The organism is Nevskia sp. (assembly GCF_023266035.1).
In the GTDB taxonomy this organism is placed as follows: Bacteria; Pseudomonadota; Gammaproteobacteria; order Nevskiales; family Nevskiaceae; genus Nevskia.
The window spans coordinates 15513-35877 of sequence record NZ_JAHFRY010000020.1; the positions used below are offsets into that span (position 1 = coordinate 15513).

At 66.3% G+C, this 20365-nt stretch carries 16 protein-coding genes; 8 read left to right on the plus strand and 8 right to left on the minus strand.

Annotated features, from left to right (window positions below; translation table 11 throughout):
• Positions 1-10: 10 nt before the first annotated feature.
• Genes Q0D45_RS04550 through Q0D45_RS04575 form a run of 6 tightly spaced genes read right to left on the minus strand, consistent with a single transcriptional unit; the run spans position 11 to position 8186 of the window.
• Entirely contained in the window at positions 11-451 is a 441-nt protein-coding gene (locus Q0D45_RS04550) for a hypothetical protein (RefSeq protein ID WP_293389152.1), read from the minus strand.
• A 2-nt stretch (positions 452-453) separates the two neighbouring features.
• Positions 454-3588, minus strand: coding sequence for an efflux RND transporter permease subunit (locus Q0D45_RS04555; RefSeq protein ID WP_293389154.1), 3135 nt, complete (start codon positions 3586-3588; stop codon positions 454-456).
• Positions 3585-4925, minus strand: coding sequence for an efflux RND transporter periplasmic adaptor subunit (locus tag Q0D45_RS04560; RefSeq protein ID WP_293389156.1), 1341 nt, complete (start codon positions 4923-4925; stop codon positions 3585-3587). Before Q0D45_RS04560 ends, Q0D45_RS04555 begins: the two co-directional genes overlap by 4 nt.
• Entirely contained in the window at positions 4925-6229 is a 1305-nt protein-coding gene (locus Q0D45_RS04565; protein ID WP_293389158.1) for a TolC family protein, read from the minus strand. The genes Q0D45_RS04560 and Q0D45_RS04565 overlap by 1 nt, the downstream gene beginning before the upstream one ends.
• Before the next feature lie 57 nt (positions 6230-6286).
• The gene (locus Q0D45_RS04570) at positions 6287-6682 is read right to left on the minus strand and encodes a CopL family metal-binding regulatory protein (protein WP_293389159.1); all 396 of its coding nucleotides are present in this window, start codon (positions 6680-6682) and stop codon (positions 6287-6289) included.
• A 34-nt stretch (positions 6683-6716) separates the two neighbouring features.
• Positions 6717-8186 carry an aldehyde dehydrogenase family protein gene (locus Q0D45_RS04575; protein WP_293389161.1) on the minus strand — a complete coding sequence of 490 codons (1470 nt, stop codon included), beginning with the start codon at positions 8184-8186 and terminating at the stop codon, positions 6717-6719.
• 188 nt (positions 8187-8374) lie between these two features.
• On the opposite strand from Q0D45_RS04575, the gene Q0D45_RS04580 reads away from it, so the two are divergent.
• The gene (locus Q0D45_RS04580) at positions 8375-10231 is read left to right on the plus strand and encodes an AMP-binding protein (protein ID WP_293389163.1); all 1857 of its coding nucleotides are present in this window, start codon (positions 8375-8377) and stop codon (positions 10229-10231) included.
• 37 nt (positions 10232-10268) lie between these two features.
• Here Q0D45_RS04580 and Q0D45_RS04585 read toward each other — a convergent pair whose 3' ends face one another.
• Both Q0D45_RS04585 and Q0D45_RS04590 read right to left on the minus strand, forming a co-directional pair.
• Positions 10269-10499 carry a hypothetical protein gene (locus tag Q0D45_RS04585; RefSeq protein WP_293389165.1) on the minus strand — a complete coding sequence of 77 codons (231 nt, stop codon included), beginning with the start codon at positions 10497-10499 and terminating at the stop codon, positions 10269-10271.
• A gap of 230 nt (positions 10500-10729) precedes the next feature.
• Positions 10730-11020, minus strand: coding sequence for a type II toxin-antitoxin system ParD family antitoxin (locus Q0D45_RS04590; protein ID WP_293389167.1), 291 nt, complete (start codon positions 11018-11020; stop codon positions 10730-10732).
• 265 nt (positions 11021-11285) lie between these two features.
• Between Q0D45_RS04590 and Q0D45_RS04595 the strand changes: the two genes are divergently transcribed.
• From Q0D45_RS04595 to Q0D45_RS04625, 7 genes are all read left to right on the plus strand, one after another.
• A complete protein-coding gene (locus tag Q0D45_RS04595; RefSeq protein ID WP_293389169.1) occupies positions 11286-13592 on the plus strand; it encodes an enoyl-CoA hydratase-related protein in 2307 nt (768 codons plus the stop codon).
• 39 nt (positions 13593-13631) lie between these two features.
• Positions 13632-14285, plus strand: coding sequence for a metal-dependent hydrolase (locus Q0D45_RS04600; protein WP_293389171.1), 654 nt, complete (start codon positions 13632-13634; stop codon positions 14283-14285).
• Between the two features lie 120 nt (positions 14286-14405).
• Positions 14406-14963 carry a hypothetical protein gene (locus tag Q0D45_RS04605; protein WP_293389173.1) on the plus strand — a complete coding sequence of 186 codons (558 nt, stop codon included), beginning with the start codon at positions 14406-14408 and terminating at the stop codon, positions 14961-14963.
• 235 nt (positions 14964-15198) lie between these two features.
• Complete coding sequence (locus Q0D45_RS04610; protein WP_293389175.1) at positions 15199-17328, plus strand: TonB-dependent receptor; 2130 nt, start codon at positions 15199-15201, stop codon at positions 17326-17328.
• An 11-nt stretch (positions 17329-17339) separates the two neighbouring features.
• Positions 17340-18728 carry a hypothetical protein gene (locus Q0D45_RS04615; RefSeq protein ID WP_293389177.1) on the plus strand — a complete coding sequence of 463 codons (1389 nt, stop codon included), beginning with the start codon at positions 17340-17342 and terminating at the stop codon, positions 18726-18728.
• A 33-nt stretch (positions 18729-18761) separates the two neighbouring features.
• Entirely contained in the window at positions 18762-19850 is a 1089-nt protein-coding gene (locus Q0D45_RS04620; protein WP_293389179.1) for a GTP-binding protein, read from the plus strand.
• Entirely contained in the window at positions 19847-20359 is a 513-nt protein-coding gene (locus Q0D45_RS04625; protein ID WP_293389181.1) for a copper chaperone PCu(A)C, read from the plus strand. Before Q0D45_RS04620 ends, Q0D45_RS04625 begins: the two co-directional genes overlap by 4 nt.
• Positions 20360-20365: the final 6 nt, after the last annotated feature.

Genomic DNA, 20365 nt, shown 5'->3' on the forward strand with positions numbered 1-20365 from the left:
CCGCCTGCGCTCAGCGCTTGCGGTTGCGAATCTCGTCGAGCAGACGATTGACCGCGGCCTTTGCGCTCGCCGCCGTGCCGCCGCTGCCGAACTCGCGAACGATCACCTCCTCGACCTTGCGGACGACGTCGTCGACCGTGGCATCACCGATGTGCGCGCTGGCCCGGCTCGATGAAGGACCGGTGGCGTGATAGCCGCCGATCGCGCTGTAGATGTTGATCCGCTCTTCGAGATCGCGGGCGATATCGAGCACCTCGTAGAACGGCGTGCCCATGCGGCCCGCCTTCTTGGTGAACAGCGAATAGACGGCGGCGATGATCGACACCGGCAGCAGCACCACATTGAGCACGTTGCCCAGCACCAGCTTCAGCTGGAACACCAGCACGTCGCGAACGTAGGGCCAGCGGCCGGCCGCTGGTTCACCCTGGTAACCGGATTCGGGAAGATTCATGTTCATGGTCCTGAGTCTAGCTTGCGTCTGCGCAGCAAAAGATACGCGGCCGGCAGCACGAACAGCGACAGCAACGGTGCCGAAATCATGCCGCCGACCATCGGCGCCGCGATCCGCCGCATCAGTTCCGAACCAGTGCCGCCACCGATCAGGATCGGCAGCAGGCCGGCGACGATCACCGCAACGGTCATCGCTTTCGGCCGCACGCGCAGCACCGCGCCTTCCTCGATCGCCTCACACAGGCTGGCTCGCGTCAACGAAGCACCGCGCCTGGCAATCGCCTGATCGAGATAGATCAGCATGATCACGCCGAACTCGGCCGCCACGCCGGCCAGCGCGATGAAGCCGACGGCCGAGGCGATCGACAGGTTGTAGTCGAGCGCCAGCAGCAGCCACAGCCCACCGACCAGCGCGAACGGCAAGGTCGCCATGATCAGCAGCGCCGGCAGGAAAGCGCGGAACGTCAGGTACAGCAGGATCAGGATGATGAACAGGGTGAACGGCACCACCAGCTGCAGGCGTTTTTCGGCGCGCTCCAGATACTCGAACTGCCCGGACCAGGCCACCGAATAGCCAGCCGGCAGTTTCAGTTTCGCAGCGATCAGCGCCTGCGCATCGTGGACGTAGCCGCCAAGATCGCGGCCCCCAATCCCGGTTGCAATGTCGACATAGACCCAGCCGTTGAGCCGCGCGTTCTCGCTCTTCAACTGTGGCGGCCCATCGCTGATGGCGATCTCGGCGACTTCGCCGAGCGTGATCGTTGCGCCGGCTTTAGTGACGATCGGCAGCACGCGCAGGGCAGCCACCGAATCACGCAGCTCGCGCGGATAGCGCAGATTGATCGGGAAGCGCTGCCGGCCTTCGATGGTCTCACCGATGTTCTCGCCGCCGATCGCGAGAGTCACGACTTGTTGCACATCGGCGATCGACAGGCCCAGCCGTGCGGCCTTCAACCGATCCGGCCGCACGTCGACATAACGGCCGCCACGCACCCGTTCGGCATAGACCGAGCGGGTACCGGGCACGTCCTTCAGCAGGGTTTCGATCTGGGTGCCGATCTGCTCGATGACCTTCAGATCCGCACCGGCGATCTTCACACCGACCGGGCTCTTGATGCCGGTGGACAGCATGTCGATGCGATTGCGGATCGGCTGCACCCAGAGGTTCGCGAGGCCGGGAATCGCCAGCGCGGTGTTCAACTCGTCGATCAGCGCGTCCTGTGATTTGCCAGCGTCCGGCCAGGCGCTGCGCGGCTTGAAGCGGATCGTCGTCTCGAACATTTCCAGCCCGGCCGGATCGGTCGCCGACTCGGCACGCCCGGCCTTGCCAAACACCCGTTCCACTTCCGGGAATTGCATGATCAGCCGATCGGTCTGCTGCATCAGCTGCGAGGCCTTGTCCGCCGACAGGCCCGGCAATGCCGACGGCATGTAGAGCAGATCGCCCTCGATCAGCGGCGGCATGAACTCGGTACCGAGCCGCGCGATCGGGATCAGCGCCGACAGCATCAGCAGGCCCGATGCGACCAGTGTCGCCACCGGATGGCGCAGCACGAACGCGAGCGCCGGCCGGTACACGGCGATCAGCAGACGATTCAGCGGATTGCGCTGCTCGTCCGGAATCCGGCCACGAATGAACAGCAGCATCAGCACCGGAATCAGGGTCACCGACAAGCCCGCCGCCGCGGCCATCGCATAGGTCTTGGTCAGCGCCAGCGGGCCGAACAGCTTGCCTTCCTGCGCTTCCAGGGTGAACACCGGCACGAAGCTCAGGGTGATGATCAGCAGACAGAAGAACAGCGCCGGGCCGACTTCGACGGCCGACGCGGTGATGATCTTCACGCGTTCCTCGAAGCTCAGCGTCTCGCTGCGGCCCGCGTGTTCGAGATGCTTGTGGGCGTTCTCGATCATCACCACCGCGGCATCGACCATCGCGCCGATGGCGATGGCGATGCCGCCGAGCGACATGATGTTGGCGTTCAGCCCCTGCGCCTTCATCACCGCGAATGCGGCCAGAATGCCGAGCGGCAGGCTGACGATTGCGACCAGTGCCGAGCGCAGATGGAACAGGAACAGCGCGCAGACCAGAGCAACGACGATCATCTCCTCGATCAGCCGCGTCTTCAGCGTGCCGACCGAGTTCAGGATCAGCTCCGAGCGGTCATAGGTCGGCACGATCTCGACACCTGCCGGCAGGCCCGGTTTCAGGCTTTCGAGCTTGGCGCGTACCGCGCGGATCGTTGCCAGCGCGTTCTTGCCGGAACGCATGACGATGATGCCGCCGACCGCTTCGCCCTTGCCGTCCAGCTCGGAAACGCCGCGCCGCAGTTCAGGGCCGATCTGCACGCGGGCGACATCGCCGAGCAGCACCGGCACCCCGGCCGCACCGAGGCCAACGGGTATCGCGCGGAAGTCGTCGAGCGTCTTCAGATAGCCGCTGGCGCGCACTGCGTATTCGACTTCGCCCAGCTCCAGCACCGAGCCGCCGGCTTCGTTGTTGCTGGCGCGCACGGCGTCGATCACGGTGCTGATGGTGGTGCCGGTGGCACGCAGGCGATCCGGATCGAGAACGATCTGGTATTGCTTGACCAGGCCGCCGACGCTGGCCACTTCGGCCACGTTCTCGACACTCTTCAGCTCGTACTTCAGGAACCAGTCCTGGATCGCGCGCAGCTGGGAGATGTCGAGACGATTGCTGCGATCGACCAGTGCGTACTCGTAGATCCAGCCGACGCCGGTGGCATCCGGACCCAGTGTCGGCCGCGCCGCAGGCGGCAATCGGCCGCTGACCTGGTTGAGGTATTCGAGAACACGCGAACGCGCCCAATACAGGTCGGTCGCGTCATCGAAGATCACATAGACGAAGGAGTCGCCGAACATCGAATAGCCGCGCACCGTGCGCGCACCGGGCACCGACAGCATCGTCGTGGTCAGCGGATAGGTGACTTGATCCTCGACCACTTGCGGTGCCTGCCCCGGCCAGCTGGTACGGATGATCACCTGGGTGTCGCTGAGGTCCGGAATCGCATCGAGCGGCGTGGTCAGCGCCGCTCGCGTGCCCCACAACGCCAGGACTGCAGTGACCATCAGCACCAGCACTCGGTTGCTGATCGACCAGCGGATGATCGTGGCGATCATGGCTGGTGGCCCTGGTGGCCTTCGTGGCCGGCGTGTGGGTCTTTCACAGGTTCGGCTGGCATCACGTGGCCAGCGTGCGGATCCACCATCGGTTGTGGCTCGGCAGCCGGTGCCGACAAGCGATCCAGCGCCCCCCGCAGACTCGCTTCCGAATCGATCAGGAACTGACCGCTGGCGACCACCTGCTGGCCTGCGCTCAAGCCGTCGAGCACTTCGATGCGCTCGCCGACCTCGACGCCGGTGCGCACGGCCACCGGCCGGAAGCGCGCCTCGTCTTCGGCGATCAGCACGACGCTGCGGGTACCGGTGCGGATCACCGCTTCGGTGGGCACGGTCAGCGCTACGGCACGCGCCGCAGCTTCGAGCTGCACGGTCGCGTACATGCCGGGCCGCAGCTGCGCGCCGGGATTCTGCAGGGTGATGCGCAGCTTCACGGTGCGGGTTGCGCCGCTCAGTTCCGGATAGACGTATTCGACCTTGCCGGCGAAGGCCTCGCCCGGAACGGCGGCGACCGTGGCGCTGGCCGCATCGCCGGGCTTGATCGCCGCGCCCTGCGCTTCCGGCAGTTCGGCAGCCAGCCAGACGGTGTCCAGGCTGGCGATCTGGAACAGGGTCATGCCGGGGCTAAGCATCGCGCCCTGGCGTGCGCCGAGTTCCATCACGTAGCCATCGTTGCTGGCCAGGTAATCAACCCGACGCTCGGCCTGGCCGCGCGCCGCGATGCGGCGTATCTGTGCGTCGCCAAGCCCGAACAGCGCGAGACGCGCGCGGGAAGCGTCCTTCAGGCTGGCATCGCCGCTGCGCTGCGCGAGCAGGAATTCGTCCTGCGCGGCCAGCAGTTCCGGCGAGTAGACCGACGCCAGCAGTTGCCCACGCCGCACCGGGTCGCCGACCGCGCGCACGGCGAGTTGCTCGACCCAGCCGGCCGCACGGACCTGCACGGCTTCGATGCGGTGCTCGTCGACGGTGATCACGCCGGCCGCCAGCAGCCGCTGCGTCAGCGCCTGCCGCTCGACCGTCGCCAGCCGCACGCCCAGGTTCTGCACCACTCGCGGGTCGATGCGGAAGGCGCCGTCATCGTCCTGCGCCGTGCCAGCTTCCGCGGGCACATCGCCGTACTTAGGGACCAACTGCATGTCCATGAACGGCGATTTGCCGGGTTTATCGAAATGGCTGTCCGGCACCATCGGGTCGTACCAGTACAGCGCTTGAGGCTCGGCGGCCTGCTCGACGGGCTCCGCTGGCTTGCCGGGCCGGAACAGCAGCACGGTGAAAACGGCGATGACAGCAAGCGCTGCGAGGCCGAGGAGCAAGGCGCGATTCAAGGGACGGTTCATCAGTGGGCTCCTGCGGCGTAGGTGTCGGCAGTGGCGCCGAGGTAGCGCAGCGCCAGCGCATGGCGGCTGCGGTCGGTTTCGAGATCGAGTCGGCTCAGGCGCAGGTCGAGCGCGGCGCGGCGGGCTTCGAGCACGGCGGCGAGGCTGCCGCTGCCGGCGGCCCAGGCCAGGCGGGCCGCTTCGATGCGGGCATCGGCCTCGGGCAGGATCGTGTCGTCGTAGTGGCTCAGGCGCTGGCCGAGCAGGATCCAGTCCCAATGGTTGAGGCGCAGCTCGGCGGCGTGCTCGCGCCAGCTGTCTTCACGCAGCGCTTCGGCACGGGCCAGCTCGGCCTGCCGCGCGGCCAGGCCGCGATCCTGGCGATTGGCGGTGAACACCGGCAGATCGATGCCGACCTGCAGGTTGATGTAATCGCTGAACGCCGGCCGGTGGCCGTAGCCGACTTCAACGCTGAAATCCGGCCGGTAAGCCTGCTTCGCCAGCGCCACATCGGCGGCCGCGACTTCCACTTCGGCGGCGGCGATATCGACATGCGGATGGCGGCGCAGCGCTTCCAGCATCGCGCCCAGCGGCGGCGGCTCGGGGAAGGTTGGCGTGCCAGCCGGCAACGGTGCGTAGGCCGCTTCTCCAAGCCAGCGGGACAGCGTGCCGCGGGCGTGATAGCCGTCCTGCTCGAGCTTGGCGATCTGGTCGCGCAGCAGTTCCAGCGCCACCGTTGCAGCACGGACATCGGCCTGGGCGCTACGGCCATTGCGATAGGCGATGCGCAACGCGTCGAGCTGCAATTGCGCTTCGCGCTCGCTGGCGCGCGCCAGGTTCAGCGCCTGCAGCGGCTTCCAGACATCGAGCCAGGCGAGGCCGACATCGCGCTCGATGCTCAGTGCGTCCTTGCGCAACTGGCGTTCGGCCAGCCCGGCTTCTGCTTCGGCCCGCTCGCCACGCAGCCGGCGCTTGTCGGCACGCGGAAAGGCTTGCGCTAAGCCGACAGTGAACTGGGTGTCGTTCTGCCGGGTCAGGGTGCCGACGTGATCGCCGGTGATGGTCAGATCGCTGATGCCGCCTTTCAGCTGCGGATCCGGCAATTGCCGCGCGGCGACTGCCGATTCGCGCGCAGCGTCGATCGCCAGCGCCTGCGCTTCAAGCATCGGCTGATGATCGACGGCAATGCGGCGCGCGGCATCGAGCGTCAGCGGCTCGGCAGGCGGTGGTTCAGAAACTTCGAGCGCTGCAACAGGCAGCACGGCCAGCCCGAACAGCAGGCCGGCGAGCGTGCACCGGGCACGCGACAACAGGGGGCGAGACATGGACGGCTCCGCAGCGAACGCAAGGCACGCCGGAGAAAATCCGGCGCTTGGTGAACGTCAGACGGAGGCCGCGATCGGAGGTCGGAACGGGTGAGGCGGCGCTGCATCGGCGGTGACCGAGGTCATCGCGGCAGGCAACGAGGCGGGAGCAGGCAACAGGTTCAGCGCCAGAGCCGGCATCGGCAGCGCCGCGCTGCCGCAGGCCGCGGCGCACAGGCAGTACGCGCCGGCAGCACAGCAGGAAGGCTTGGCAGGCGCAGGCGTTTCATCGGCAGTAGCCGATGCCTGCATGCCGGCCATATCGTGGCAGTGCTTCATCGGCGCGGTCTCGTGAGTAGAGACCGGCACCTTTGCAGCCATCGCCAGCATCGCCGGCGCCATCGCAGCCGACACCGCGCCCTGCCAGAGCAGGGCGAGGATGGTCAGCAGCGAAATGGCGATTCGGCGGTTCATCGGCTCCGGAGAGACTACCCGACTGCTGCGAAGTTCAGACCGTCTTCATCAACAGGGCGACGATCTTGCGCATCCGGTCGGTGTACGGCGGGAAGAACATCTTGGCCAGCATGAAGCGCGTGCGGATCACGGCGCGCTCGTGCGAGAAATCCCTGAAGCCGTAGTGGCCGTGGGCGCGGCCGATGCCGGAGTTGTTGACGCCGCCGAACGGCAGGTTGCCGTGCAGGAAGTGGACGACCGTGTGGTTGATGCAGGTGCCGCCGGCCGAGGTCTTCTTCAGCACCGCGTTGATGGTCGGCTCGTGCTTGCTCCAGACGTACAGCGCCAGCGGCTTCGGATCGGCGTTGATGCGGTCGATCACTTCGTCGATCTGGCTGAACGGGATGATCGGCAGCAGCGGCCCGAAGATTTCCTCGGACATGATCTTGGCGTCCGCCGGAATATTGTCGATCAGGGTCGGCGCGATGTAGCAGTCGCTCTCGTCGACCTTGCCGCCAGTGAGCACTCTGGCGCCCTTGGCGGTGGCGTCATCGAGCAGGCCGCGGATGCGCGCCGTGTGCCGGGTGTTGACGATGCGGGCGAGGAACGGGCTCTGCTGCTGGCTGGCGGCATCGGCGCCGTAGCTGGTTTCGAGCACCGCCTGGCACTGGCGCACGAACTCGTCCTTGACCGAGGCGTGCACGTAGATGTGATCCGGCGCGATGCAGGTCTGGCCGTTGTTGGTGAACTTGCCCCAGAGGATGTTCTGCGCGGCGAGCTTCAGGTCCGCCGTGGCGTCGACGATGGTCGGGCTCTTGCCGCCCAGTTCCAGGGTGACGCTGGTCAGATGCTTGGCGGCGGCGGTCATCACCACCTTGCCGATCGCCGGCGAGCCGGTGAAGAAGATGTGGTCGAAGGGCAGCGCCAGCAGCGCGCTGGAAACGGCGGCATCGCCTTCGAAGATCGCCACTTCATCCGGGCTGAAGTTTTCCTTGACGATCTTGACCATCACCGCCGACAGATGCGGGGTCATTTCCGATGGCTTGAGGATCACCGTGTTGCCGGCGGCGAGCGCCGAGATCAGCGGGCAGAACGTCAGGTTTACCGGGTAGTTCCACGGCGAGATGATCAGCGTGCGGCCCTTCGGCTCGTACTGCACCCAGCCGCTGAGGCCGAAGGTCATCCGCGACGGCCAGACCGACATCGGCTTCATCCACTTCTTCAGGCCGCGCATCGCGTCATTCGCTTCAGCGACCACCGGCAGCACTTCGGTCAGATCGACTTCGGCCGGCGGCTTCTTGAAGTCGGCAGCACCGGCGGCAATGATTTCCGCGCTGTGCGCGAGCACCGCATTCTTGAGCTTCTTGATCTTGGCCAGACGCTCGTCGAGCGTCGAGGTGCGCAGGCGCAGGGCCGTGGTGCGCTGGGCCTCGAACACGCGGCGGATCTCGGTCTCGCTGACCTGGGTCTGGAACTGGGACTGCGCGGAGTTCGCGGTCGGAAGATAGGAAACGACAGTGCTCATGAACGGAACTCCTCGCGTGGTGCTACCTGGAAACCGGATCGTGGCGGCCCTCGTTACGCGCTAGCGCGATGCTTCGGGGCCCGGTGTCCGGCACTGTTTGTTTATTGAATAGCTGTTCAAGGTTTATTGAATAGCTGTTCAAGCTTAAAAAATAAGCGGCTGACGTACCAGCCACCATTCGTCACCGTATGGCTTCGCCCGACAAACGTCGTCCGGAATCCTCGGCCGATGTCCGTTTCGCAGCTTCCTTGTCCGCACCGGCCTCGGCATCATCGCCCGGCTATCCGATGCCGCCGGCCAAGACCGCGGCCACCGTTTTCGAGGAGAAACGCTTGTCCGCCTTCAAAGCCGATGCTGCCCAGGAAAATGATTACCTGCCGTTGAACCTGCTCGCCCACTGGGCGCAGACCACGCCCGATGCGATTCACCTGAGCCAGCCGCTGGCCAATGGCGAGTGCCGCGACTGGACCTGGGCGCAAGCGCAGGCCGAAGCGCAGCGAATGGCCGCGCACCTGCTGGCACAAGCTTGGGAACCGGGTTCGCGGATCGCCTTGCTGTCCAAGAACAGTGCCTGGTGGTTCCTCGCCGATTACGCGATCTGGATGGCCGGCCATGTGTCGGTGCCGATCTACCCATCGCTCACCGGCAGTTCGGTGCGCTACGTGCTCGACCACTCCGAAGCGAAGGCGCTATTCCTCGGCAAGCTCGACTCCGATGATCGCGATGCGATGTGCGGCGGCATCCCAGACGGCCTGCCGGTCATCCATCTGCCCAACGCCGCGCCGCCGAGTGCTGGCACTCCGGTCACCGAATGGGACGCGATCATCGCAACCACGCCGCCGCTGACCCCGGCAAGCTCGCGCCGCATCGACGAGCTGGCGACGATCATCTACACCTCCGGCACCACCGGCACACCGAAAGGCGTGATGCACAGCTTCGCCAGCCTGGTCGCCTCCGCAAAGCTGCTGACCACGGTGTTCGGCACCGGCCGCGACGATCGGCTGATCTCCTATCTGCCGCTGGCCCACGTCGCGGACAGAGTCGCCTCCGAACTGCATTCGCTGGCCAGTGGTTGCCGGGTATGGTTCTCGCAGGGGCTGGATACCTTCGCCGCCGATCTGCAGCGCGCCCGGCCGACGTTCTTCTTCTCCGTGCCGCGGCTGTGGACCAAGTTCCGCCAGGGCGTCAACGCGAAAATTCCGCAGGCCACCCTGGCCGCGATGCTGGCCGATCCGGTCAAGGGCCCGGCCGTGCGCCAGCAGATCCTCAGCCAGCTTGGGCTCGATGCCGCGCGCGTCGCGATGTCCGGCGCCGCGCCCATTCCACCCGACATGCATCACTGGTATCGCGATCTCGGGCTGGAACTGCTCGAGGTCTACGGCATGACCGAGAACATGGCGATCTCGCACATCACCCGGCGTGGACGTGCTCGCATCGGCTATGTCGGCCAGCCGGCAGACGAGGTCGAAGTGCGCATCGATCCCGCCAACCGCGAAGTGCTGGTCAAGAGCCCGGGCATGATGCTCGGCTACTTCCGCGAGCCGGCGAAAACCGCCGAAGCGGTCACGCCGGACGGCTACCTGCGCACCGGCGATGTCGGCGATGTCGACGCGGAAGGCTATTTCCGCATCACCGGCCGTGCCAAGGAAGCGTTCAAGACCGCCAAGGGCAAATACGTGGCCCCGGCCGGCATCGAGAACCGGCTCGGCGCCCATCCCCAGATCGAAGCCGTCTGCGTCGCCGGCCTCGGCTACCCGCAACCTTTCGCATTGCTGATGCTGTCACCCGCCGTCGCCGACCAACGCAACGACGAAGCCGGCCGCGCCGCGATCAGCACGTCACTCGCCGCGCTGCGCGAACAGGTCAACGCCCAACTCGACCCCCACGAACGCCTTGATTGCCTGATCGTGGTGCCAGACGCCTGGACCGTCGACAACGGCTTGGTGACGCCGACGTTCAAGGTCAAGCGGGCGGCGCTGGAGGCGCTTTATGGAGATTCGTTCGAGGGCTGGGTGGCTCGGCGGGAGGCGGTGGTCTGGGCTTGACTGGCAAGGCGCGACTGCAGATCGTTGAAATCCGCCCTCAGTCCCGCGCCCCAGCGTTGAAGCTCAGCAGCAGCGGAGTGATTGGCTGGAGCGCTTGATCGGGTGGTGCTACGCGGAACGGATGAGCTGGATTGGCTGCCACAAACAACGGAACCTCTCGGAGACGCTCAGGCAAACGCGGCGCATCGGGGTAGCTGCGATAGCTGAAGAACCTGAAACCGTGAGCGTAGAGCGCTTGAACCTTGGCCCACTGCTCCGTGTTCTTCATTGCTGGCGCCCGAAATGACCGTCCCATGCAGTGAATCTCACTCCCACACTGCGGGCAGCGAGCGACTGCGTCGGTACGCGGATGCACTTTGAAGCTCTTGCAACAAGAAAAGCAGGCGTGCGCGACGAGATAGGCCTCCACAGAGGCCGAACGCCGCTTGGGTGCTGATGGCGCGCGATTTCCCAGCGCACGTCTCAGAGCCATGCGCCGCCACTTTTCAGAATCAGAGTTCATTGGGCAGGCGCTGAACGCTTGGTCTTGGCCGGCTTGCCGAGATTGGCAACCCACGTGTCGATGTCTTCCGGCTTCAATTCCATGGAGCGGCCGGCGGCGATGTCTGCGAAACCGGCCTGAGCTGCCTTGCGCATGGCGTCCAGCTTCGCCGCTTCGAGCTGTTGCTGCCGTTCCAGCAGCCGCGGCCCATCCCGCACGACTTCGCTGCCGTTGTTGTACTGGCCGTTGGCGATCTGGCTCTGGATGAACGATTCGAGGTGATCGGTCAGCGCGACGCTGGTCGGCATGGCGAGGCTCCGTAGTTGTTAATAATTATTAAGCGACCGGCCGTGCCTTTTTCAAGCTCGATAGGGATGACCTTGCCGCCGCCATCAGCCTCCCCCCTCTCCCAACCCTCTCTCGCAAGGGGGTGGGCTTTCAGTTCCGCGCTGCCTGCTGGTCTCCCCTCTCCACCTGCGGGAGAGGGCAGAGGGGTTACCAGACTTACCGCCCCCTCCTTCGGCATGATCGCGGCCTCAGCGCTTTTCCAGTTCGCGATCCTTCGGAGCAAGCATGCAAAACCTCGACAGCCTGCCGGTAATCATCGGTGTCGGCGACATCACCGACCGCCCGGAGAAAGGTCAATCCGGCCATGAGCCGATGCGCCTGATCGAGCAGGCGGCGCGTCTCGCCGATCAGGACGCCGGTGGCGGCTGGCTGGCCAAGGTCGATCGGCTGTACGTGGTGCCGCAGCTGACCTGGCCCTACGAGGACCTGCCCGGTCTGGTCTCCGAGACGCTGGGCATCACGCCGACGGTGATCCCGACCGAAGGCATCAGCGGCGATTCGCCGGTGCGCTATCTGATGCAGGCCGCGGTTGCGATCGCATCCGGTGAAACCGGCACGGTGATGATCTGCGGTGCCGAGGCTTTCGGATCGGTGAAGGCGGCGGCGATGCAGCGCAAGCAGCCGGATGGCTGGACCCAGGTTTCGAAAGCGGCGCCGATGCTCGATGGTTCGGCCTATGTGACCAAGCTCGCCGCCCGCTACGGCCTCAAGGACCCGACCGAGGTCTACACGCTGTACGAGAACGCCACCCGCGCCGCCTGGGGCCAGACGGCCAGCGAAGCGCAGAACGAATCCGCTGCACTGTGGGCGCGCTACGCCGAGGTCGCCGCCGACAATCCGCTGGCCTGGGATCGCAAGGGCCACAGCGCCGAGGAGATCGCCACGCCGACTTCGAAGAACCGGCCGATCTCCTATCCGTATCCGAAGCGGATGGTCGCCCAGCTGTTCGTCAACCAGGGTGCAGCGATCATCGTCACCTCGCGCGGCGCGGCACTCGCGGCCGGCGTGCCGGAGGACCGGCTGATCTATGTCTGGTCCGGTGCCGGCGCCACCGACATCGACGATTTCCTGTCCCGTCCGGATTTCAGCAGCTGCCTGCCGATGGCGACCGCGCTGCAGCGCACCCTGGCGGTCAACGGCCTGCAGGCTAGTGATCTCGATGCGATGGAGATCTACAGCTGCTTCCCCTGCATTCCGAAGCTGGCGCTGCGTGCGCTCGGCCCGGTGCGCGACGGTGTTGCGCCGAGCGTCACCGGCGGCCTGAGTTTCTTCGGCGGCCCGCTCGGCGATTTCATGAGCCACGCGATCACCGCAATGGTCCGCAAGCTGCGCGGCGGCACGGCGAGCACCGGCCTGCTCTATGGCAACGGCGGCTATGTCACCAAGCATCACGCCGCCGTGCTCGCCACGCGGCCACCCGCCAAGCCACCGCAGGATTTCGATCTGCAAGCCGAAGTCGACGCCGGGCGCGGGCCTGCGCCGACGGTGCTGGACAGCTACGAAGGCCCGGCGACGGTCGAGTCCTATCTGGTCAAGTACGACGGCGGTGGCGATCCACAGCTGGCCACCATCGTTGCCCGCACGCCGGACGGCGCGCGCACCGTTGCCGCCATTCCGGCCGGCGATCTGCGCGCCCAGGCGCTGCTGATCGAAGGCTCGCGCGAACCGATCGGCCTGCCCGGCCGCATCGCCCTGGTCGATGGCCAGATGCGCTGGAGCTTCGAGGCGGCTGATCTGCCGCCGGTCGGCGCCCCCGGCAGCCCGGTGCTGCTCGAACGGCGTGACGGCTACGTCGCCGTGGTCACCCTGAACCGGCCGCTGCGGATGAACGCGGTCAACGCCCGCCTGGCGCGGGCGGTGGCCGAGATCATCAAGGTGACCGAGGCCGATCCGGAGATTCGCGTCGTCGTCTTCGCGTCATCGCGGCCGGAAGTGTTCTGCGCCGGGCTTGATCTGTCGGCGATGTCGAACCCGCGCGCGCTGCAGGAACTGATGGCCGTCGAAGGCGGCTTCGCCGGCTTCGTCAACGCCGTGCGCCGCAAGCCCTGGATCGCTGCAGTGCGCGGCCAGGCACTCGGCGGCGGCTTCGAACTGGCGCTGGCCTGCGAGTTGATCGTCGCTGCCGATAACAGCGCATTTGGCCTGCCCGAGGTCAAGCGCGGCATCATCGCCGCCGCGGGCGGTGTTGCCCGCCTGCCGCGCGTGTTGCCACGCAATCTCGCTGCCCAGGCGATCCTCACCGGCGAACCGATGGCCGCCGAACTGCTGCATCGTCACGGTGTGATCAACGCACTGGCACCGGCCGATCAGGTCATCGAACGCGCCGTCGAACTGGCGCGCTCGATCGCGGTGAACGCGCCGCTGGCGATCGGCGAAAGCATCCAGCTGCTGAAGTCCTGCATCGACGAGAGCGACGCCGATCTGTCGCGGCTGAGCCTGGAAGCCGGCGGGCGGCTGATGATGTCCGCCGATGCCCGCGAAGGCGGGCAGGCGTTCATGGAGAAGCGGGCGCCGGTCTGGAAGGGCAAGTAGCACGGCCCTTAAGGCAGCCCGGAGATCCATAATGGCGCCATGCATCCGAGCGCCATTCCTGCCGCCACCATCGATCTGCCCGAACGCTGGCGGCTGCTGTGGTCGAAGCTCGGCCTGGTGCCGCCCGCGGATGCCGGCACGGCGCTGATCCAGGCCTGGCGCGAGCCGCATCGCCGCTATCACACGGTCGAGCATCTCGAGGAATGCCTCAAGGCGGGTGATGAGGTTGAAACGCTGGCCGAACGGCCCGGCGAGATCGAGCTGGCGATCTGGTATCACGATGCCGTCTACAACACGGCCAGCGACAGCAACGAACTGAAGAGCGCCTATCTCGCCGAGCGGACGATGACTGCCGCCGGCTGCGATCACGAAGCGATCGGCCGGGTGCGCAGCATGATCCTGGCGACTCGCCACCACGCCCAGCCGCAGAGCACCGATGAGGCGCTGCTACTCGATATCGATCTGGCGATCCTCGGCAGCGCGCCAGCGCGCTTCGATCGCTACGACGCCGACATCCGCGAGGAGTACCACGCGGTGCCGTTTTCGAAGTACGTCGCCGGGCGGCGCCAGGTGCTGCGCGGCTTCCTGGAAAAGCCGCGCCTGTATTTCACCGGCCACTTCCATGATCGGCTCGATCAGCCGGCGCGGATCAATCTCAGCCGGGCGCTGAAGCGGCTGCGGCCGACGCGCTGAGCCGCGGCCGCAGCGGCCTGCATATTCCGGAATGAGATAAGCACCGACGGTTCGTTGCCGCAATGCGATAGAGGCCTTATCGTGCGCGACCGTCCGTTACCCATCGTTCGCACCACGCCGATGTTCCGCTCCCGCACTGCCTTGCACTCCTTCGCGCTGTGGTTGGCGCTGAGTGCGGTCGTGCTGCGCAGCCTGATTCCGGTTGGCTTCATGCCCGGCTGGACCGGCACCGGCGAGGAAGGCGGACGCTGGCTGATCATCTGCCCGGCCAGCCCGCTGAGTACGGCGCTGGCACCGCCCGCCAACAAGCACGCAGGCCATCACGATCACGCCGCGATGATGGCGGCGATGGCCAAGGCCCATGCTGCCGATCCGCATGCCGCTCATCGCGGCATGGCCAACATGGCCGCGGATATGGCGGGCATGTCGCACGACATGCACGCCGGTCACGATCTGGCGCAGCACGAGGCGCATCGCATTGCCTCGGAGCATCAAAGCTGTCCGTTCGCCGGTGCCGTAGCGCCAGCGCTGCCGGTCAGCCTGGCCAGCTTCGCGCTGGCCATTCCTGTGGCAACGCTGGGCCGTCCTGCCGCAGCCGTCAGCACCGCCACGGCCAGCCAAAGACGGCTGCCGCCGGCCCGCGCACCACCCGCCGTCATCGACACGTTCGTAGCCTGATTCGCCGCGCCCCAGAGACAAACTCTCTGGGCGCAGCGCAGGGCTGCCGTTTCGTTCGTCGATGCCGGGAAGCGTTCCCGCTGCGCCGTTCCTGACCCTGCCGCCGGCCTTGCGCCGTGCGGCTCCTGTCGAGGAAATGCTGTGCGCAGGAACACCTACCTGCATCTCCTGTCGCCCCTGACCGGGCGAGTTCTCCGGCGCGTCCAGACGACGCGCAGGAACTGGAGTGCTCTGCATGTCTGCTTTCACGATGTCTGCGCTCAGTCGCAGCACCGCTGTGTTGTCCCTGCTGGCCCCGTTGTCGCTGAGTTTTTCCGCACTTGCTGCCGATGGCATCGAAGTCGCCGTTGCACCGGTGACCGTGCTGTCCGAAGTGAAGGTCACCGCCGAGAAGGACGGTTCTTCCACCGCGCCCAGCGTTGCCGATGCCCGCGCGCAGATCGAGAAGACGCCGGGCGGCGTCGATCTGGTTGACGCTGAAGCCTTCGAGAATCGCTATGCGGTGTCGTTCAAGGACACGCTGCGCGATGTCCCGGGCGTGTTCGCCCAGGCCCGCTTCGGCGAGGAAGTGCGGCTGTCGATCCGCGGCTCCGGTCTTGGCCGCAGTGCCCATCTGCGCGGCGTCTACCTGCTCGAAGACGGCCTGCCGGTATCGCGCGCCGATGGCTTCGGCGATTTCCAGGAAATCGATCCGCTGACCACCCGCTACCTGGAGGTCTACAAGGGCGCCAATGCGCTGCGCTACGGCAGCTCGACGCTCGGCGGCGCAATCAACGTGGTGACGCCGACCGGCCGCACCGCCGGTCAAACCTGGCTGCTGCGTCTCGATGGCGGCAGCAACGACACCTACCGCGAGCATCTGGCCTACGCCAAGGATTACGGCGATGTCGATGTCTATGCGGCGTTCACCAACAGCCAGAGCGATGGCTATCGCGATCAGCAGCGCAGCGACAACCAACGCTTCAGCGGCAACATCGGCTATCGGATCACGCCGGCCGTGGAATCCCGCTTCTATCTGAACTTCAACGAGATCGATCAGGAGCTGCCGGGTGCCTTGTCCCTCAACGATGCGCTGAACAATCCGCGTTCGGTCGCGCCGACTGCCAACAGCTTCAACACCAAGCGCGACCCGACTACCCTGCGCCTCGCCAACAAGACCAGCATCAAGTTCGGCGGCGGCCAGCTCGATGTCGGCGTCTATTACTGGGACCGCCGGCTGTTCCATCCGGTGACCGGCGTGGTGGTCGACCAGCGCGGTGATTTCTACGGCAGCTTCGCGCAGTGGAATGGCGAAGGGCAGCTGTTCGGTCTGCGCAACGAAGTCACGCTCGGCAGCAATGCCGCGCTCCAGCACAACAACGCCAAGGTATTCGCCAACAGCGGCGGCCAGCGCGGCGCGATCAGCGGCGATGCCACTGAAGAAGCCGGCAGCTACGATCTCTACGGCGAGAACCGGCTCTGGGTCCGCGAAAATTTGAGCCTGATCATCGGCGCGCAGGGCCTGGTCACCACGCGTGATTACACCGATCGCCGCAATGCCGCCGAATCGGCCGAGCGCAGCTACAAGGCCTTCAATCCGAAGCTCGGCCTGCTCTGGGCGGTGGACGATCACACGCAGGTCTTCGGCAACGTCAGCACCAGCTACGAAGCCCCGGACTACGGCGCGCTGAACCAGACCACGGCGATCATCGCCGGCGGCGCGGCACTGGGCACCGGCGGCTTCGTGCCGCTCGATGCCCAGCGCGCCTTGGCGGTGGAAATCGGCACTCGTGGCGAATGGCAGCGACTGGCCTGGAACCTGAGCTACTACCACGCCAACGTCGACAAGGAACTGCTGCTGCGCGCCAACACGCCGACCACGGCGGTGCAGTTCAACGCCGATGAAACCGTGCATCAGGGCGTCGAAGCCGGGCTGGCCATCCGCCTGCTCAGCGATAGCCTCACCGCCGGCGACAAGCTGACTTTCCACCAGACTTACACCTGGAACGAGTTCAGCTTCGATCACGATGCGACTTACGGCAACGCCCGCCTGGCCGGTGTGCCGGAGCACTACTACCAGGCACAGCTGCGCTACGAGCATCCGCTGGGCTTCTTCGTCGAGCCGGGTGTGGAAGCGGCCAACCACAACTATGTCGACTACGCGAACACCCAGACCGCACCGGGCTACGCGATCTGGAACCTGTCGACCGGCGTGACCTTGCCGCACGGACTGTCGTTGTTCTTCGACGCCCGCAACCTGTTCGACCGGGGCTATGTCGGCAGCGTGTCGACCACCACCAACTTCCAGGCGGTGTCGAACAAGAACCTGTTCCTGCCCGGCGAAGGCCGTTTGTTCTTCGGTGGCCTGCGCTGGGCCTTCGGCTAGGGAGTATTGCGATGTCGAACTCTCCAAAGTTCCGTAGGGCGCATCGCGCGCTGGCCTGGATCGCCGCCGTCACGGCGATGGTCTGGGCCAGCAGTGGCGCGATCCATCCACTGATCGTCGCCATCGGCCCGAAGCCGGTGACCTTCCAGCCGCCGCAGACGAGCTTCGAAGCAGCTTCGTTCAAGGCGCCGAAGGAGGTGCTCGCAGCTGCCGGCATCGGCGAGGCCAGCCAGCTGCGCTATGTCGCCGTCGATGGCCATGCGGCGCTGCAAGTGCAGCCGGCGGGCAAGGCTGAACGCGTCTATCTGAATGCCGAAACCGGCAGCCCGATCGCCGATGCCGATCGCACGCGGGCAATCACGCTGGCGCGCCATTACAGCGGCGAGCAGACGGCGCCGATTCGCGATGCCCGGCTGATCACCCAGTTCGAGCGCGACTATCCCTGGATCAACCGCCTGCTGCCGGTCTGGGCCGTGGCTTTCGAGGACGACATCGGCACGGTGGTCTATGTCGACACCGGCAGCGATCGCCTCGGCACCTTGAGCGGCAGCAGCAAGCGCTACTGGCAGGGCCTGTTCCAGAGCTTGCACACGCTGAGCTTCATCGAGGTGCCGTACCTGCGGCCGGCGGCGATCGGCCTGATGGTCGGCCTGTTCTTCGTAACCACCGTGCTCGGCGCTGCGATGCTGCTGCGCCGTGGCAGCCAGCAGAGCAGTCGGCGTTTCCATCGTCGGCTGGCCTGGATCGCGGTGCTGCCGGCGCTGCTGTTTCCAGTCACCGGCCTGTTCAAGCTGCTGACCGATGAGCTGCCCGGTCAGGCCGCACCGCTGCCGCCAGCAATCAGCACGGCGCAGCTATCGGCACTACCGTTCAAGGCTGGCGACGGCGCGCTGATCGAAGCGATCGCCGTACCGGTGTTTGGCGGCCCGCCGGTCTGGAAAACAGTTGCGCTGCGTGACGCCAAGCCGGAAGTGCGGCTGAGTGCCGCCGATGGCAGCACGATCGACGGCGGCGACGAAGCACTCGCCCGCCGTATCGCCAGCGGTGCGTTCGGTGAGGACCTCAGCGCAGCACCAGTGCTCATCAGCAGCTTCGATCGCGACTACGGCTTCGCCAACAAGCGCCTGCCGGTCTGGCGCGCGACCGGGCCCGCCAACCAGACCTGGTACTTCGAGACGCGCAGCGGCCTGGTCGCAGCGCAGCTCGGCGGCCCGTACGGCGAGCTGAAGCAGGCGCAGGCGCTGCTGTTCAACCTGCTGCACAAGGGCCATTTCCTCGATCCGCTCGGCCTCACGCCGAACCAACGCAATCTGCTGATGAGCGGGCTGGCCGCGATCATCGTGCTGATGGCGCTGTTCGGCGTCGCCATCCGGCTGCGCGGCCGGCGCGAGCAGCGATAATCACCCTCCGCTGCGCTGCCACGAGAGAACACCGTGCAAACCCCCGCTGACACCCGCATTCCGATGGTGCTGCTGACCGGCTTCCTCGGCGCCGGCAAGACCACCTTGCTGAATTTCCTGCTTCGTCATCCCTCGATGACCGGCACGGCGGTGGTGATCAACGAGTACGGCGATGTCGGCCTCGATCATCATCTGGTCGAGCAGGCCGAGCCGGACGAAGTCGAGCTGATCGAGGGCGGCTGCATGTGCTGCACCTCGCGCGGCCGGCTCGCCGAAGCGTTGATGACCTTGTTCACCAAGGCGCAGCGCAAGCAGATTCCCAGCCTCAAGCGCGTGATCATCGAAACCACCGGCCTGGCCGAACCGGGGCCGATCCTCAGCCAGATCCTGCGGGCCCCGCAGCTGGCCGAGCGCTTCGTGCTCGATTCGGTGGTGACCCTGGTCGATGCCGCGAATGCCGGCACCACGGTCGAAGAGATCGACATCGCCCAGAAGCAGATCGCCAGCGCCGACGCGCTGCTGATCACCAAGAGCGATCTGGTCGACGAGGCCGCGCTGGCCGCGCTACGCGAGCAGCTCAAGGGCCTGAACCCGGATGCCGAGGTCTATGTGCCGAGGAAGGGCGCGGCTCAGCCGGACTGGCTGTTCACCAACGGCCGGCGGCGGCCGCAATCGGCGGACTTCAGCTTGAGCCCGCTGATCCTGAAGGCCGATTCGATCCGCCTGCTGCCGGTGGCGCCGGGCTCGGACGACAGCGTCGATTCCTGGGGCGACGGCCCGGACTGGAACGATATCCAGACCTTCAGCCTGATCCTCGATGAGCCTGTCGCCGCCTGGAAGCTGTTCGGCTGGCTGGATTTCCTGCGTTCGCTGACCGGCGCCGATCTGCTGCGCTTCAAAGGCATCGTCAATATCCAGGGCCAGGACAAGCCGACCGTGCTGCACGGCGTGCAGAACCTGCTGCATCCGGCCGAGGAGCTGCCGGCCTGGCCGAGCGACGATCACCGCACGCGGCTGGTGTTCATCACCCGCGGCTGGGGCCAGGAAACGGTGCGCAACACCCTGGCCTATCTGCAGGACACGCCGAACGAAGATCCCTTGCTGAAACCGGCCACGCCATGACCATCAACCTTCGACTGAGCTGCATCGCCACGCTATCCGCCGTCGCCCTGCTGGCCGCCTGCAAGCCGGCCCCGCCGCCGGCTGCCCCAGCCGCATCGGCGGCTCCTGAAGCCGCGGCCAGCAGCGAAACCAGGATCGGCGATCTGCTGATCCGCTCGGCGCGTTCGCGGGAGACGCCAACGGCCGGCGGTACCGGCGTCGGCTTCATGAGCATCGTCAACGACGGCAGCCAGGACGACCGCCTGATCGCGATCAGCAGCCAGGCCGCCACCAGCGTCGAACTGCATCAGATGTCGATGGCCGATGGCCAGATGCAGATGCGTGCCGTCAACGAGGGGCTGGCGATTCCCGCCGGCCAGACCGTGGAGCTGGCGCCCGGCGGCTATCACCTGATGCTGATCGGGCTCAGCCAGGCGCTGGTTGCTGGCCAGACGGTGACGCTGGAGCTGCAGTTCGAGAAAGCCGGCAAAGGCAGTGTCGAGCTGGCGGTCGCCCCGCTCGGCCCCTGACGAAGT